Source organism: Blautia sp. AM47-4 (genome assembly GCF_003479865.1).
Lineage (GTDB): Bacteria > Bacillota > Clostridia > Lachnospirales > Lachnospiraceae > Fusicatenibacter > Fusicatenibacter saccharivorans.
Genome location: NZ_QUHY01000005.1, coordinates 133,743 through 150,659, shown reverse-complemented (window position 1 = coordinate 150,659; position 16,917 = coordinate 133,743). Strand labels below are relative to the sequence as shown.

The window sequence follows — 16,917 nt, the reverse complement described above, 5'->3', positions numbered from 1 at the left end:
ATTCTAACTTATGTTCTGATCCAGTATTCCCCTATTTCCAGCGGTTTTTCACCTTTCCCTGGAAACGGTACAGGGTATTTAAAGCATCCATCGGTGTCATATTCGAGATATCAAGCTCCGAGAGCTCTTTGATGATATCATCGTCCTGCACCGTATCGAACAGCGACATCTGTGCCATATCGACCTCGTCGTAGTGAACCGGCTTTGCCTTCGGTTTCTTCTGCATGGTCAGATCCTTGACCGCAGCAGTGATATCGGCATCGCTCAGCTGCTCCACCAGCTCCTGCGCCCGGGAGAGCACTGACTCCGGCACTCCCGCAAGACGCGCTACCTGGATACCGTAGCTCTTATCTGCGCCGCCCTGTACAATTTTACGCAGGAATACGATATCGTCGCCCTTTTCCTTGACGGCAATACAGTAGTTGTGCACGCCCGGAAGCTTTCCTTCAAGCTCAGTCAGCTCATGGTAATGCGTAGCGAACAGTGTCTTTGCGCCGAGCAGCTTCGGATTCGCCACATGCTCAATCACCGCCCAGGCGATCGAAAGACCGTCGAACGTACTCGTTCCTCTTCCGATCTCATCGAGAATCAGCAGACTGTTCGAGGTTGCATTCCGAAGAATATTTGCCACCTCCGTCATCTCAACCATAAACGTACTCTGGCCGCTTGCCAGGTCATCGGATGCGCCGACACGGGTAAAGATCCGGTCCACAATACCGATGTTTGCCTTCGAAGCCGGAACAAACGAACCGATCTGTGCCATCAGCACAATGAGGGCCGTCTGGCGCATATACGTCGATTTACCGGCCATGTTCGGTCCGGTGATGACGGAAACGCGGTGGTCACTGTTGTCAAGCAGGGTATCGTTTGCGATAAACATATCGTTTGGAATCATCTTCTCGACCACTGGGTGACGGCCGTCCTTGATATCAATCTTTCCGCGGCTGTTCAGCTTCGGACGCACATAGTGGTTGTGCTCGGCAACGTAGGAAAGTGATGCATACACATCGAGCCGTGCCAGAGCCTGCGCCGTGCGCTGAATCCGCTCCGCCTCACCGGCAACCGTATCGCGCACCGTACAGAAAAGATCGTATTCCAGCGCATACAGTTTATCCTCCGCACCGAGAATCGTATCCTCGAGTTCCTTCAGACGCGGGGTAATGTAGCGCTCCGCATTCGTCAACGTCTGTTTTCTCGTATAGTAATCCGGGACAAGATCTTTAAACGAGTTCGTGACCTCCAGATAATAGCCGAATACCTTGTTGTATTTGACCTTCATATTTTTGATGCCGGTTTTCTCGCGCTCACTTGCCTCAAGCTCACTCAGCCACTGTTTGCCCTCGGTCTTGGCGTGACGGTAATTATCGACCATCTCGTTGTAGCCGTCCTTGATCATACCGCCGTCGCGCATCAGATACGGTGGATCATCCACGATTGCCGCATCGACAAGCTGATAGAGGTCTTCCAGCGGGTCGAGATCCTCCTGAATCTGCGCCAAAGCGCCGCCGTCAAACGAGTTTAAGAGCTGCTTGATGTAAGGCAGCATCTGCAGCGACGATTTAAAGGCGATCAGGTCACGCGGATTCGCGGACTGGTAGCTGATTCTTCCGACGAGACGCTCAAGGTCATAAACCGGACGGAGGTATTCACGGATTTCCTCGCGGAGCATCGCCTGCCCCGTTAGAGCCTCTACAGCATCGAGTCTTGCATTGATTTCATCCTCGTCGATCAATGGCTGCTCCACGTAGCTTCGCAGAAGACGCGCGCCCATCGCCGTGCGGGTTTTGTCGAGAACCCAGAGGAGGGAGCCGCGTTTCTGCTTCTCCCGCAGCGTTTCCACCAGTTCCAGATTCCGGCGGCTGGAGCTGTCGATCAGCATATATTTGTCCGTCACATACGGTGTAATCGAGTTCATGTGAGACAGATCCGATTTCTGTGTCTCGTGCAGATACTGGAACAGCGCACCGGCTGCAATTGTTCCGCAGTTGTAATCGGCGATGCCAAGGCCTTCCATCGTAGCAGCATGGAACTGTTCCTGCAGCGTACGGCGGCAGATGTCATCATCGAAATACCAGTCTTCCAATGCATTCACGCAGATATGAAGGCGGGTCCGGAGATCCTCCACATCGATCCCGCAGAGCAGGAATGACTGATTGCAGATGATTTCAGCCGGCATAAACTTCGTGATCTCATCCACCAGGCGGCGCGGCTTGTCCATTTCCGTGACGAGGCACTGGCCGGTGGAGATATCTGCCGTAGAGATACCGAAGCATCCCTCCATGCAGACGATCGACATGATGTAGTTGTTCTTCGTCTCATCAAGTCCCTGCGGGATCAGCGTCGTACCCGGTGTGACAACGCGGATGACTTCGCGCTTTACCATGCCCTTTGCCTGCTTTGGGTCCTCCATCTGCTCGCAGATCGCAACCTTATGGCCGTTCTCTACAAGACGGTTGATATACCCTTCTGCAGCGTGATACGGGATACCGCACATCGGAGCGCGCTCCTCCATGCCGCAGTCCTTTCCGGTCAGCGTAAGCTCAAGTTCTTTGGATACCAGGGTGGCATCCTCGAAGAACATTTCGTAGAAATCACCTAAGCGGTAAAACAAAATGGTATTAGCCGGGTCAGTTAAGCCCGTCTTCGTCTGGCAATAATGTACCATCATCGGGGAAAGCTTCTCACACTGATCCAGCGCATCCTGTGCTGTCACAGGCCGCGTGGACATCAGTGCCGGCGCTTTTACCGCTGTGTTTTTTGTTTCTGTATCGTTCATTTGTATTTCATACCTTTTCTCAAGAATAAATATAAGAAGTATAACAAACGTCATACCTGCACAATTTTAGCATGAAACCAGAAATTGTGCAAGATTCACAAGCGTATAAAATGCCCCCTTCCTGTCAGTGGTTTTTTCTCAAAACCAGCCGTCCAGGAAGCGAGCATTCCCTTTAATTTTTCTTTTTTTGTCTCCATTTTGAGAAAGACGAACCAATCAACAGGATCAGCACAAAAACAACGGCAACCGTTTCATAAATCTGCACGCCGGTGTTGACAGGATTGTCGTCAATTGAGCGGTAATCGCGCTCCAGACGCCACAGCATCGCCATCCGGTCCATGAAATCAATCTGCCGCGTGCCGTCCGTCTCGGTCTTAAAGACGGCACAGTAAAGATTCGTGTACCACTGGTCAAGAAGACTGACCCCTGATCGCCCGATCTTTCCGCTGCCGATCTCCTCGTCATTTTCATCATACAGAATCCTGCCGCTTCTCGAACTCTGGTAATCGAGCGGCGTTTCATCTACATCAAGGAAAATCAGTCTTGTATCTTTTCCATAGGAGGTATCCACATACTGCTCCTGCGCATAGCCAAGACACGTACCGGATGCGTCGTAATAGCCGTACGTCGTGCCGGAGCCTTCTCTGTCATTGATGGGCTCATCCTCCACATAGTCAATCGAAAACCACTCCTCATCGTTGATATAGACCGTATTCTTCTGAAGATAGCCCGCCACTTTTCCGTCTGCCACAATCTTCGTCTTTCGTTTACTTCCATACAGGTCAAAGTAGATTTCTATGGTTTCTGCCGATGTAAGCGCCTCTTTTGCCTCATCCGCAGTTGCAAACTCAGATTCCGGCACTTTTTCTTTTCCGCAGCCGCCAAGCACCAGAGCGGCGGCAAGAAAAAGACCAGCGGCTGTATATATTCTCTTTTTCAACTGCCTTTTTCCTCCGCCTTACTTGTTATCTTTGTAATACTCATTTGCCTCATCGTACATCATATCGAGCAAGGCGTATTTATCCTGGAAATCCATCACCTGCGTACCGTTATCCTCCAGGTTCACATAGAGATTGCACTGTGAACCGGACCAGTCCATCTCTTTTTTCGCAGAACCGATCACCGTTCCGCCCTCTGTATAAATGGTATGTCCATCCTCTGATGCGTAATATGGTTTTTCGTTCAGATCTGCATCGAGAAAAATAATGTAATACGCTTCCGGCATCTGATCCGGTGTCGTCACGCGCTCCTGTGCATAGCCAAGCAGGTTGTTGTCCGGATCATAGAATGCATAGGTAGTAGCGGATTTTGTCATCTTATTGATTTCTTCGTCCGTCACAATTTTCATATGGAACCATTCTTCGCCGGAAATAGAGATCGTCCAGGTCTGATCAAAGAGACCGCTGTTTTTCATATACGCGGCAGCCTTTTCATCCGCATAAATGTTTCCCGAAGCGTCAACGTTATCCAGATCACAGCGCATGCGGACGGACGAAGCCGATGCAAGGGCTTCTTTTGCCACATCCGCGTTTTCATACCCTAACTTTTCTTCTGCCACCGAGCATCCGCACAGAAGCAGAAGTCCTGCTGTAAAACCCAAAAACAATTTTGTCGTTTTTCTCATAGATTCCCCTCTCTTTCTTTTGTCAGGACCGATTGGAAAGACCGCCGTCCTTGTCGCGTGCCAGTTCTCTTGCCGCCATCACAGCGAGTGCGGTCAGCTGCGGCAGATATTTTGCATCGTAGATAATCAGAAACGCATTGTCGAACATGATGTTTCCGACGGTAAGATCCATATTGTCGACGATGGCGCCGATCATAGTTCCGTTCAGTTTTACCGAGTAATTGTGGCCGATGGAGCCGGCGTATTCCCGGAGTTCCAGTTTTCCCTCCGGCAGTTCCATCGAGAACTGATCCCGTACGAGTGCAAACTGCTTTTTCAACACACCATACGGCTCGCCGTACAGATAAAAACGGTACGTCGGCAGCGCGTGGAGCAGTTCCTTCGTCATACGGAAGATTTCGGTGTGCATCGCATCGTAGATATAAAATGTTTTCAGCGGCACGGTGCTGTCGATCTCGTAAACCAGGTTTCCGTCTGTATCCTCCAGATCGAAATGCTGGCCCGTCAGGCGGTAATCCTCCGTGAAAGTGTAAATCTGGGACGCCGAAATCTTCTGAAACGGCTGTACCGTTCCGGTTTTGACGAAATGCTCCAGATTCGCTTTTAATTCGCTCTGGAACATCATCAGATCGGAATGGTAGCTTAGATGGTCTGCGAGGTTCTCTGCAACATCTTCATGAATCGGATACACGGGTGTGGTGAGTTTCTTTTTGATAAAGCCTTCGATGAAGGAATATCCCAAATAACCGACATGACCGTCTTTGGTCAGCCAGAAGTAGAGATATTCTCCCTTGGCGTCCGGTCCGAAAACGAGTGCTTTCTGCCGCATCGTGTAGAATTTTGCAAGCCATGCAGAACCGAACGGTGTATCGACGTTCTTGTAAGCCTCATAAAATTCTTCGATTTTCCGCGGCTTCTCCATGGAGATCATGGCAATCATATCCGTCATGGAATTGTAGTTCTCCGGGGTTGCCATGGACCAGATGGCAATGCCGAAAATCAGGACAACCGTGGCGATGGTGAGTGTGATCGTCTCTCCGTAGCCGACCGCCATCAGATAGATGCCCAGCAGCGTGACAGCGCCGCCTGCGATGCGGAATTTCCATTTTCTCTTTTTCAACTGAATACCGCCTCCTCTCTTTTCGTTACTTTTATTGTACTTGCTCCCCTTTTTTGTGTCAATTGAAACTCGCTCCTCCGCTCTATTTTGTTCTGCCTGGCGGGACAAAGAAAGCGTGTCGGCGCATCTTTTTTTGTCAGAATGCATCCGGCACGCTTTGTTTCAAAAATTTAATGAACGAAAAGAAATTATGAAATTGGAATCACGCGTCCCGTTTCTGCCATAGTTCGGTGGGAAATGGAAATTACGGTACGGTTTTTGGAAACCCTTTGCAATGCATTTAATACCATTTTTTCCGTCTCTGCATCAAGGTTTGCGGTAATCTCATCGAGGAGCAGAATTTCAGGCTCCGCTGCGGCTGCACGGGCAATCGAGAGGAGCTGCCACTGACCCTGTGAGAAGAGATCCTGTGTACAGATCGTATCATATTGGTTCGGAAGCGCCTCGATGGTCTTTGCAAGTCCGGTCAGCTCTGCTGCTTTTTTTACATCTGTATCCGAAATCTTTGCATCATACAAAGTAATCTGGTCTTTTACCGATCCCGGCACCATGTGGAACGACTGCTCCACATAGCCGAAAACCTTTCGTTTCTTTGCATCCGGCAGATCGACAGATGGAACACCCCAAATCAGAACCATTCCTTTCTGTGGTTCATATAAACCGAGCAGCAGTTTGAAAATAGTACTCTTTCCGGCACCCGTTCGTCCCAAAAGTGTTACCTGCTCGCCTTTTTTGATCTGCAGACTTACATCGTTTAAGATGACCTGGCTTTCGTCATATCCAAACGTCACATTTTTTAGCTCAGCCGCTATGCCGTAATCTGTATTTTCAGTCAGCGCAGCCGGCTCTTTCTTCTCTTCCAGGCTGTAAAATTCATTGATTCTTTCCATACCGGCAAACGCAGACTGAATTGTCTGGATTTCCATACCAAGACTTTCGACCGGAGCAAAGATCTGGGAAATATAGTTTATAACAGCAACGGCGGTTCCGGCGGACATGCCGAACAGTTTTAAAACGGTCGGATTGCCGGAGGCCGAAAGCAGCATGACAACAGCAACAACAATGGCATTTAAAATCAGGACGACCGGAGAATAGACGGCATCGTAAAAATTGGTCTTCTCCATTGCGCTGTAGCTGTCATCAATATAGTGCGCATACTGCTGCTCCATATACGTCTCTTTCTGCAGACAGTGAATGGTACGGATGTTGTGCAGCGTCTCTGGAACGTGACCCGAAGCACGGCTGACTGCACGGCGGTTGGCAATCTGGGAGGCCAGCATGTTTTTCTGAACATAACGGGTAAAGAGGAACAGAACAGGGAGTAAAATAATCAGAACAATCGTAAGTCCACGATTAGTCACCCAAATGACGGCAAGAATGCTTAAGATTTTGCACGTATCGGCAAACATACTGATGATCCCGGAGGTAAACAGGTTTTCCACTGTGTCGACGTCACCGACAAATCTTGATACGAGAGCGCCCGGCTCCTGGCGGTTCAGCTCGTTGGCGGAAAGGCGTCCGAACTTTTCCATCAGACTGCTTCGGAGTGCATGTGTAATTTTCTGGCCGAATACCGTCAGAAGACTCTCTCGTGCCGACTCCAGAAGACCCGTCAGGGCAAGAAGTCCGAAATACAGCAGAATTCCTTCCATCCAGAGGGTATGCTTCTTTGTCAAAAGGTCAATCAGCTGTGCCAGCACAAGAGGCGGGAGCAGTGCGAAAATAACCGCACCGCAGACGACTCCCAAAAGTGCGGCTGATAAAACGCCGTGTTTTCGAACGGTTTCTTTGATTACCCGCAATACAGATTCTTTCTTTTGCATCAAAAGCTGCCTCCCTTCGTCTGATTGCTGCAGAGCTCTGCGTAGGACGGAACCGTTGCAAGGAGTTCCTCATGTGTGCCGACCTTCGTATGGCACTCATCCATCCAGATGACCTGATCCATCTGGTCGAACAGATAGAGGCGATGGGAAATGAGGATTATAATAGAGTCTTTTGCCAGCTCCTTTAAATTTAAAAAAATTTGTGCCTCCGTCTCTTTGTCGAGTGCCGAAAACGGATCGTCGAGAACCAGAACCGGCCGTTTGTGGTACAGGGTTCGCGCAAGGGCAAGGCGCTGCGCCTGACCACCGGAGAGGCGGACACCGCCCGTTCCGACCAGGGTATGGATTCCGTTTTCCATTGCTTTCACTTCATCTTCCAGGCAGACGACTCGGATCATCTCCTCTGCGCCCTCTTTTCCCCCGAGACGGATATTCTCTTCCACACTTCCATGGAACAGCTCCTGGTCATGGCCAAGATAACCGACCATGCGGTTCCGGTCTGCTTTTTCCATTTTTCCAAGTTCTTTTCCGCCGAAGGTGATGCTTCCCTCATACGGCGACTCGCAGAGAAAAGTCTTTCCAAGCGTTGACTTTCCGCATGCGACAGGTCCCGTTACACCGATGATCTGGCCAGGAGCCGCCTGAAACGACAGGTCATGGATGATCTCTTTTCCGTTTGGATAGGCAAAATGCAGGTGATCGACGTTAAGCTCTGCAGGCGCTGCGGCTGGAAGCTCCGGTTCTGTTTTGGAATTCTGCAGCAAAGGTTTGATTCGTTTCCAGGAAACCTGCGCTTTATGTACCGCATTAAAAAGCTTCGCAGCGCTCGATGATTTGGTGGCAAGCTTTGTGTAGCAGGACAAAAACGTGGTAAATACGGCGATGTTCCACGGTGTCCATCCCTCCTGCAGGACGTTTCTGCCTCCAAAATACAGGATAAACAGAATGCTCGTCATCGAGATCATACGGTAAATCGGCGGCATAGCTGTGTTCCAGATATTGGCGCGCACAGCGGCAGATTCGTAAGCCGAAAGATTCTCCTCATAAGCGGCCTTTCTGTCCTCCTCACAGCCAAAGACACGATACGTGATGGCATTTGTCGCACGGTCCAGGGTTGTAGCACTTAATGCACCCGACTGTACCTTATAGGCAGCGCCCGTTTTCTGTACCATGACCTTCATCTTTTCGGCAATCACGTAAGAAATGGGTGGGAAAATCATGCAGAGAAGAGCCAGGCGCCAGTCGTACCAGAGCAGCATACACGCATAGGAGAGAAGAGCAACACCGGTATCAAAGATTTCCGTTGTAAATTTCCGCATTCCTTCTACGCAATCGTCTACATCGAGAATGGCCTTCGTCAGTACATTTCCGGTACCTTCCGCTTCCAGCTCCAAACGGCTTTTGCGAACCAGCGTTCCGTAAAGAATCTGCTTCATATGCCGGTTGACGTTGTTGGCAAATCTTCTGACATAGAACCGTTTGAAATAGCGGGAAACCTGCACAATGCCAATACTCACGACATAGGCCGTGACCAGCATCAGCATCTGGTGGAAGGTTCCTGTGCCGCCGAGGAGATCAACCAGCTTTCCTGTCATTTTTCCCTCAAACCAGGGGCCTGCAAGAAGTCCCAGGTTATAGATGAGACCGGAAACCGTAACAAAAAAGAGAATTTTCCATTCTTCCTGAAAGTAAGAGAGCATCCGGTTCGGGCGAAAGGTTTCATCCTTCATCGCTGCTGCCTCCTTCTGCTGTTGCTTTTATTGTTTTATCTGCTTTTTCACTTAAAATTTTTGAAAGTTCCGCAAAATGATTCTGCCGTTCTCTCTTCGATTTCCAGTACAGCTTGTCCAGTGTTTCGCAGAAGCTTTCTGCCTCCTTTTCCGGAAGCTCCAAAAGCAGCCATTCATAAAAAACCGTTTCAATTTCTGCTTTGGAATTTTTCAAAGTTTCTGCTTTTTCCGTAGCATACAGAAGCTGGCTTCTGCCGTCCCACGGATTCGGTTTCCGGATCAGATATCCCTTTGCCTCAAGGCTTGCAGCGCGTCTTGCAGCAGCTCCTTTATCAATCTTTAACTGTTCGCGCACTTCCGTCTGCGTGATGCCCGGATGATGGCGCACCAGATGGATAAAGTCAAATTCTGCCGTACCGATGCCTTCTTCTTTCATTGCCTGCACCGTAAATTTCCCGGCTTCCCGCGCTATTTTTGTTATTTTCCGTTCTGTTGGATCCATTTTTCTGTTCCTCCTGTCCATTCTCGATCTGTTTCAAATAGATGCATATACAACTAATTAGATGATAGTACAACTAATTGAAATTGTCAATCTATAGATCTTCTGGTTGACGAAGTATCGTCCGAACTTTATAATAGAAGTATTCGGCTGTTAAAAACAGTCAGTCTATCAATAAGGAGATGTATCTTATATGGAAAAGAAACATACGCGCGGCAGCTTTACCGGATCGATCGGCTTCGTGCTTGCTGCTGCAGGAAGCGCGGTTGGACTGGGAAATATCTGGCGTTTCCCTTATCTTGCCGCAAAAGACGGAGGCGGAACCTTTATTTTAGTTTATATCGTACTGGCTCTGACCTTTGGATTTACCCTGCTGACAACTGATATTGCCATCGGAAGAAAAACCGGACAAAGTCCGCTTGTCGCTTACGGTAAAATTCACCCGGGCTGGAACGGTCTTGGCCTTCTCGCCAGTATCGTGCCGGTTGTCATCCTGCCTTACTACTGCTCCATTGGCGGCTGGGTATTAAAATACCTGTCTGTGTTTCTCACCGGACATGGCACTGCTGCTGCCGAGGATGGTTACTTTACCGGCTATATTACCGGTACATGGCAGCCGATTGTGTGGTTGGGAATCTATCTTTTTCTTACCGCATTCGTTGTATATCGTGGTGTCAATAAGGGAATTGAAAACTACAGCAAAATTCTGATGCCGATCCTTCTGATTTTAATCATCGGAATTTCCATTTTTTCGCTGACACTGACCCATACCGATGCAGACGGTGTAGTCCGTACGGGACTGCAGGGTATGAAAATTTATCTCGTTCCGAATTTTAAAGGAATGACGCCGCAGAAATTTTTCACCGTCTTTGTCGATGCACTCGGACAGCTTTTCTTTTCGATCAGCGTTGCGATGGGTATCATGGTTGCCTACGGTTCCTACGTAAAAAAAGAAACAAACCTGATGAAATCGATCAATCAGATTGAGATTTTTGACACCATCGTTGCGCTGCTTGCCGGTTTGATGATCGTTCCTGCTGTATTTACCTTTATGGGAGCAGAGGGTATGTCCGCCGGCCCTGGTCTGATGTTTGTCTCCCTGCCGAGGTCTTTCAGTCCATGGGAGCAGCAGGCGGCGTAATCGGAACCATTTTCTTTCTTATGGTCTCCTTTGCAGCCATTACATCTTCCGTATCGGTCATGGAATCCATTGTTTCCTGTATGATCGACAAATTTCACATCAGCAGAAAGAAGAGCACGGTTATTGTAACCGTTTATGCATGTCTCGTCGGTATCATCGTATGCCTCGGCTACAATGCACTTTATTTTGAACTGAAGCTTCCAAATGGCGCAACGGCTCAGATCCTGGATGTCATGGATTTTATCAGCAATAACCTTCTGATGCCGCTTGTTGCACTTCTCTCCTGTATTCTGATCGGATGGGTTGTAAAGCCGCAGGTCATCATCGATGAGGTGACGCTGGGAGGATATAAGTTCGGTCGAAAGAGGCTGTATATCGTCATGGTGAAGTTTATTGCACCCGTGCTCCTTGCCGCACTGCTGCTGCAGTCGTTCGGTATTTTAAACGTCTGATCACTACGATACCAGATTGCTATGTGCTTTGCACTCACGCAATCTTCAAAACATTCGTAATCCGCTCATTTTCCTTCGAAAAATGGCTCCTTACTTATGTTTTTGGCGAGTCAAGAGATCAAAAAAGCATGTTTTCCGGTGGCTTTTCCAGAAAACATGCTTTTTTTGTGCCTGTCTGCACATATTTCTAACAGGTGAAACCCTTACATCCTGCGAATTAACGTTCCATTTACACCAAGTATCTCTCCATCAAATTCCCGGGCAAAAAGTACTTCCCCGTCTCCTTTTACTTTTATCTTCTCATCCGATGCGTTGAGCAGAACTTCGATTTTATTTCCCTCTTCGTCTAGTTTAATATACTCTACACACCGATCATTTTCATAACCATTCGGAAAATGGAAATGCAGGCTTCTGCACACTTTTTCATTTCTTCGAAGCATGATCAGTTTCCGCATCGTTGCAATTTTTTTCTGATTCTCTTCGCTTTCAATTTCACTCCAAGGCATACATCTTCTGCAGTCCGGATCATGAGCGCCTTCCATTGCGATCTCCGTTCCATAATAAATACAGGGGCTTCCCGGAAGCGTAAAAAGGATTGCAAGCTGCTGGTAGAACTTGTCCAGATCGTGAAAACGGTTCATCAGCCTCTCGGTATCGTGGGAATCCAGGAGATTAAAAAGTACATCGTTATTCTGCTGCATATACATGGTATAGCAACGGTTTACCATATATTCAAATTCTTCTTTTTTCATTGTTTTATCAAGAAAGAAATCATGGATTCCGCTCAGCAGCGGGTAGTTCATGACAGAATCATATTCATCTCCCTGCAGCCACTGGCTTGCATCATGCCAGATTTCCCCCAGAAGATAAATATCCGGCTTTATCGTTTTTAAATGCTCTCTTATCCGCTTTAAGAACCTGTGCGACACTTCGTTTCCTACATCGAAACGAATTCCGTCGATATCAAACTCCCGTACCCAGTCCTCACAGATTTTACAGAAATACTGTATCACCTCTTCGTTGTTTGTGTTCAGCTTTGGCATCCCGTCTGTAAATGCAAAGGAATAGAACCGTCGGTCTCTGGTGTCTCCCCTTTTTTGAACCTGTTCCCAGTCCTCTACCATAAACCAGTCCGCATAACGAGACTCTTTTCCATGCTCCAGGATATCTATCCACGGCTCAAATTTTCTTCCACTATGATTAAACACTGCATCTACCATAATGCGGATTCCTTTTTCATGTGCTTCTTTGCAAAGCACTTTCATTGTATCCGCATCGCCAAAAAACGGATCTATTTTTGTATAATCGGTCGTGTCATATTTGTGGTTGGACTCTGCTTTCATGATCGGATTCAGATAAATACCGGTAATCCCAAGTTCCTGCAGATACGATAATCTCTGACGGATCCCTTCCAGGTTTCCTCCGAATTTTTCTTCGTTTGTTACGGTTCCGTGATTTCTCCAGGGTGTGATATCATCTCCGTTTTTTTCCGGTGTCCCGTTGCAGAACCGATCCGGGAAAATCTGATACCAGATCGTTTCGTTTACCCATGCCGGTGTGCGATTGATATCTGCCGGGTTCATCCAGGGTACAATAAAGCACTGCTGCATACGGCCATCCATCCGGAGCTGTTCTTCTGTCAGGAAACCATCCTCAAAATAATACCAGACTTCCTTTTCCGTCCGCAGCTCGAAATAATATTTGCATCTTTTGTATTCCGGAAGAAGCGTTGTTGTCCACCAGATCTGATAAGGCAGACGTTTTTTATATATGATTTCCTCTCTTTTCCCGATCCATTTTTCTTTTCCACCCAAAATTCCGGCTTCATAAGGATCTCCGTAATGGATAAAAACCTGTTTTACATCATATCCTGTCTTGATATTGACAATCAGTCTGTCCTCATCCAGGGCATAACTCATCTGTTCTGAAGTTTTATGGTATACACCGCTAAATTCCATCTCATTTTCCTCCCGTATAGCTCTAAAACTGTTTTTTGCATCCTTGTAAGAAACACGATCACTTTTTGTTTCGTATTGTTTCGTAACTTTACTATAAGCCTTTTTTATTTCTTCGTCAATCAATTTCCATTTTTCCCTGCGCTTTCGTAAAATTCAGATAATTTTCAGGATGATTTTTGTGCAGGATGCTTTCTTTTTTCGAAACTTAGCGAAACATTTCTTTTTCACGGTATGGATTGCTTTTTATCTTATGTTTTTATATAATGATACGGGGGCAAAAGGTTTTTTGACCCCTTTGATACCAGATTGCTACGTGCTTTGCACTCCCGCAATCTTCATATAATAGCGTTAAAAGAACTCCATCATGATAGCTGGGGGAGTTTACATTTTTTGTTTTGTGAAAGGATTGCCGATTATGACTACCATTCAGGATATTGCTGATAAAATGGGAGTTTCCAAGAGCACGGTATCCAAAGCGCTCAATGACGCGCCTGATATCAGCGAAGCTTTACGGAAACAGGTTTTGGAAACTGCCGTGGCTCTGGGTTATACGAAGCTGCGGCGTTATAAGAAACCAACAAAAAAAGTCTGTATTATAATAGAAAAAGAAAATATGCGGTATCAGGAACCGCATCATTTTGCCTATGATATCCTGGTAGGTTTTCGTCAGATGGCAGAACCTGCAGGCTTTGATGTTGAAATTGTACCCGTTGATATTAAGGCGCAAAGAAACCAGCAATATGATGTTTTTATGCTGGAGCATGATTATATAGGAGCTTTTGTAGTCGGCTTTTCCCTGAGCGATCCCTGGATTCAGGACTTTAAGGTCAGCCGCACACCGGCTGTTCTTTTCGACAACTATATGGTAGGGAATCCTTCCACCGCTTATGTAGGTATTGATAATGAGGAGGGAATGGAACTTGCCGTCTCTTATCTTGCAGGACTTGGACACCGGAAGATCGCCTATCTGAGCAGTTCCCTCGGTGCCCGGGTTCTCCAGGCACGCCATGCTGCCTTTCTCCGTTCCATGCACCAGCACGGACTGAAGACTTCTCCTGCTACGATCGGCTGTTCTTATTATCTGTCAGAATGTATGGAAAAGCACCTTCCCCGTTTCCTGGAAAATGGAATCACTGCTATTATTTGCAACCAGGATACCCTGGCAAGTGCAACGCTCACGCAATGTCAGCAGCTGGGATTCCAGATTCCTGATGATATCAGCATTATCGGATTTGATGACCTGCCGATTGCTGCTTGTACGTCACCGCCCCTTACAACCATCAGACAAGATCGGCTGGAGCTCGGAAAAAGTGGATTTTTTGCATTGTCAAGTCTTCTCAATCACATCCCAATCAGTACGTATTTGTTGCATGCACAGCTGATTCAGCGGGAATCGACAGGGAAGGTTCCTTCATAAATTCATCTCATCAACAATATTTGCCGGTTTTGCAGTCATTTCTACCCATGCCGGTATAAAACCGCTTTTGACAGCGTTTCTTACAGATCTGACATTAGACCAGGCGGTACAGTAAAAAGGTACTTTTCCCCTGTTTATGATCTCTTTTGTAAGTCTGCTTGTCAGTGCAGAGGCAATCCCCTGTCGTCTGTATTCCGGCAAGACATCCACACCGATCTGCCACATATCGTCGCAATCGGCAGAACAGGCGGCAAGTCCCACCAGCGTACTTCCATCATATGCGCCGACGCCAAGTACATCCAGATTCTTCCGATCTTCGCAAAGCGCATTGCTCCATTCCGGTCGATACAAATCCGCAAAATCTTCCTGTGTCAATACTCGTGTCTCATAGGCGCAGGAAAGAGTCGGTATCCGGCTGATGTCCGGCAGATAGTATTCTGCCATGAAACATATTTTGTGACCTTTTTCAGCTAAACGTTCATTCAGCCAATGCATGTTTGGTGTCTCAAAACAGTGGTAAAATTCGAATTTGTCTACATACGCAGATACCAGATCCATCGTCTCCGGTATGGAAGCCGCCATGATATTATTTCCATAGGAAACCAGATTGCAGGTAATAGGCTCTTTCAAATATTTGCGGGCCTTCTTTCCTAATTTTATGGGAACAACAACATTTTTGTCCGCCTTGAAATCTTCCACGCGGCACCCCATATCTTCCGCAGACTGCCTCATGGCAAGCTCCATCATTTCACGATTCATCATATGCTTTTCTCCTTTATGAGTTTGTAATAGAAACTGCTGGGCATCAGAGAAGCTCATTCCCTGCAGTTATTTCTGTGGATCAATTTATGATTATTCCTGGCTCTTTTTCATCTCTGCCTCAAATGTGTTTTCCGTCATATGCGCCCGCAGAATATGAAGCAGCACTCCCGCCGCCCGCTCCATTGCAGCCGGATCGATAGAGGAATAGTTCATGACATACGTATTTTCCTGCTTTATTGCCTCCGCCGCATCCGCGTAATAGCCGGAGAGCGGCTTTAATTTCACACCACGGGATTTCGCCTGCGTGACAATCGACTCTTCTTTCAAATCCGTGCGAAGATGCATCAGAAAATGAACGCCTGCTTCTTCCTCCTCGATGGTCACGTAATCACCGAGCGGCTTCTTTTCGAGTTCCTGTAAAATCAGATCTCGTTTGTTCTGATAATAGTTTCGCAGCCGGTTGATATGTTTTTCGAAACTGCCATTCTCAATAAACTCTGCCAGTGTGTACTGCTCAAAGTTGGAGACGGTGCAGGAATAAAACGACAGCTCGCGATAAAATTTCTCCGCTAATGTCTGCGGAAGCACCATATAGCTGATCCGTACCGTGGAGGCAAGTGTTTTCGTAAACGTATTCATATAGATGACCTTGTCCGAAACGTCGATACTCTGCAGTGTCGGAAACGGCTTTCCGCCGAGACGCAGCTCACTGTCATAATCGTCCTCAATGATATAGTGATGATCTGATTTTGCTGCCCAGCCGAGCAGTTCATAACGGCGGCTGACCGGCATGACTGTCCCGGTTGGAAAGTGATGGGACGGGGAGGTATGAATAATATCAACCGATCTTTTTTCCAGCTCCTGCACCGAAACACCGTCCTGGTCGAGCGGCACTGGCTCGTACCGCACCTTCATACTCTCATAAATCCGCGCAATTTTGTGATACCCGGGATCCTCTACTCCATAAACAAGATCGTTTCCGAGAAGCTGAATCAGAAGGTTATGCAGATACTCCGTTCCTGCGCCGACAATAATCTGCTCCGGCAGCACCTGCATTCCACGAAACTCTCGCAGATATTTTGCAATCGCACTGCGCAGCTTTAAAATCCCGGCGCACGGGGAATTGATCATGAGCTGGATCCGGTTGTCATTCAGGACAGCACGCACCGTCCGCGTCCAGATTGTAAACGGAAAAATCTCGCTGTCCGTCTGGTTACTGGAAAAATCCGCAAAATAGGAAGTCTCCCCGTTTGCTACCTGCAGGATCTCTTTTGGCACCGCATCCCGCATGGAATCCTCAATTTCCAGATCAGCCGCATAGAATCCGCGCTTTGGCATGGAATACAGATAGCCTTCCGCAACAAGCTGCGCATAGGCATTCTCGACGGTAATGACGCTGATACCCAGATTTTTCGCGAACGTCCGTTTCGACGGCAGCTTCTCTCCAGGGCGGATATTTCCCAGCAATATGTCATTTTTGATACATTTATATAAATATTCATACAGGGAATCTGACCCTATATTCGCAAAATTATACGTCAGCATCCGACCGTTCTCCTCTCATCTGACCTTACTGAATATATTTGTTTTGGCAATTTTTTTATAGTCACTTTAC

At 47.5% G+C, this 16,917-nt stretch carries 11 protein-coding genes and 1 pseudogene; 2 read left to right on the top strand and 10 right to left on the bottom strand.

Going from position 1 to position 16,917, the window contains the following annotated elements; genetic code table 11:
* Nucleotides 1–31: 31 nt before the first annotated feature.
* From mutS to DW965_RS05085, 7 genes are all read right to left on the bottom strand, one after another.
* Nucleotides 32–2,668, bottom strand: coding sequence for a DNA mismatch repair protein MutS (gene mutS / locus DW965_RS05115; RefSeq protein ID WP_119198131.1), 2,637 nt, complete (start codon nucleotides 2,666–2,668; stop codon nucleotides 32–34).
* Nucleotides 2,669–2,948: 280 nt separating this feature from the next.
* Nucleotides 2,949–3,716, bottom strand: a complete 768-nt coding sequence (locus DW965_RS05110; protein ID WP_119198120.1) for a hypothetical protein — start codon at nucleotides 3,714–3,716, stop codon at nucleotides 2,949–2,951.
* A gap of 18 nt (nucleotides 3,717–3,734) precedes the next feature.
* On the bottom strand, nucleotides 3,735–4,400 hold the full coding sequence (locus DW965_RS05105) for a hypothetical protein (RefSeq protein ID WP_119198119.1): 666 nt from the start codon (nucleotides 4,398–4,400) through the stop codon (nucleotides 3,735–3,737).
* Between the two features lie 22 nt (nucleotides 4,401–4,422).
* Nucleotides 4,423–5,520, bottom strand: a complete 1,098-nt coding sequence (locus DW965_RS05100) for a hypothetical protein (RefSeq protein ID WP_119198118.1) — start codon at nucleotides 5,518–5,520, stop codon at nucleotides 4,423–4,425.
* Between the two features lie 188 nt (nucleotides 5,521–5,708).
* A complete protein-coding gene (locus tag DW965_RS05095) occupies nucleotides 5,709–7,343 on the bottom strand; it encodes an ABC transporter ATP-binding protein (protein WP_119198117.1) in 1,635 nt (544 codons plus the stop codon).
* On the bottom strand, nucleotides 7,343–9,073 hold the full coding sequence (locus tag DW965_RS05090; RefSeq protein WP_119198116.1) for an ABC transporter ATP-binding protein: 1,731 nt from the start codon (nucleotides 9,071–9,073) through the stop codon (nucleotides 7,343–7,345). The genes DW965_RS05095 and DW965_RS05090 overlap by 1 nt, the downstream gene beginning before the upstream one ends.
* The gene (locus tag DW965_RS05085; protein WP_022461532.1) at nucleotides 9,063–9,575 is read right to left on the bottom strand and encodes a MarR family winged helix-turn-helix transcriptional regulator; all 513 of its coding nucleotides are present in this window, start codon (nucleotides 9,573–9,575) and stop codon (nucleotides 9,063–9,065) included. Before DW965_RS05085 ends, DW965_RS05090 begins: the two co-directional genes overlap by 11 nt.
* A 190-nt stretch (nucleotides 9,576–9,765) precedes the next feature.
* Here DW965_RS05085 and DW965_RS05080 point away from each other — a divergent pair.
* Nucleotides 9,766–11,165, top strand: a pseudogene (locus tag DW965_RS05080) (sodium-dependent transporter).
* A gap of 203 nt (nucleotides 11,166–11,368) precedes the next feature.
* Here the strand turns inward: DW965_RS05080 and DW965_RS05075 are convergent.
* Nucleotides 11,369–13,123 carry a glycoside hydrolase family 13 protein gene (locus tag DW965_RS05075; protein ID WP_119198115.1) on the bottom strand — a complete coding sequence of 585 codons (1,755 nt, stop codon included), beginning with the start codon at nucleotides 13,121–13,123 and terminating at the stop codon, nucleotides 11,369–11,371.
* Between the two features lie 415 nt (nucleotides 13,124–13,538).
* On the opposite strand from DW965_RS05075, the gene DW965_RS05070 reads away from it, so the two are divergent.
* Nucleotides 13,539–14,540 carry a LacI family DNA-binding transcriptional regulator gene (locus DW965_RS05070; protein WP_119198114.1) on the top strand — a complete coding sequence of 334 codons (1,002 nt, stop codon included), beginning with the start codon at nucleotides 13,539–13,541 and terminating at the stop codon, nucleotides 14,538–14,540.
* Here the strand turns inward: DW965_RS05070 and DW965_RS05065 are convergent.
* Together DW965_RS05065 and pdxR are read right to left on the bottom strand one after the other, a co-directional pair.
* Nucleotides 14,535–15,302 (bottom strand): GNAT family N-acetyltransferase, encoded by a 768-nt coding sequence (locus DW965_RS05065; protein WP_118666231.1) that lies wholly within the window; start codon nucleotides 15,300–15,302, stop codon nucleotides 14,535–14,537. The two genes, DW965_RS05070 and DW965_RS05065, sit on opposite strands and share 6 nt — an antisense overlap.
* A gap of 90 nt (nucleotides 15,303–15,392) precedes the next feature.
* Nucleotides 15,393–16,847 carry a MocR-like pyridoxine biosynthesis transcription factor PdxR gene (gene pdxR / locus DW965_RS05060; protein ID WP_117761519.1) on the bottom strand — a complete coding sequence of 485 codons (1,455 nt, stop codon included), beginning with the start codon at nucleotides 16,845–16,847 and terminating at the stop codon, nucleotides 15,393–15,395.
* Nucleotides 16,848–16,917: the final 70 nt, after the last annotated feature.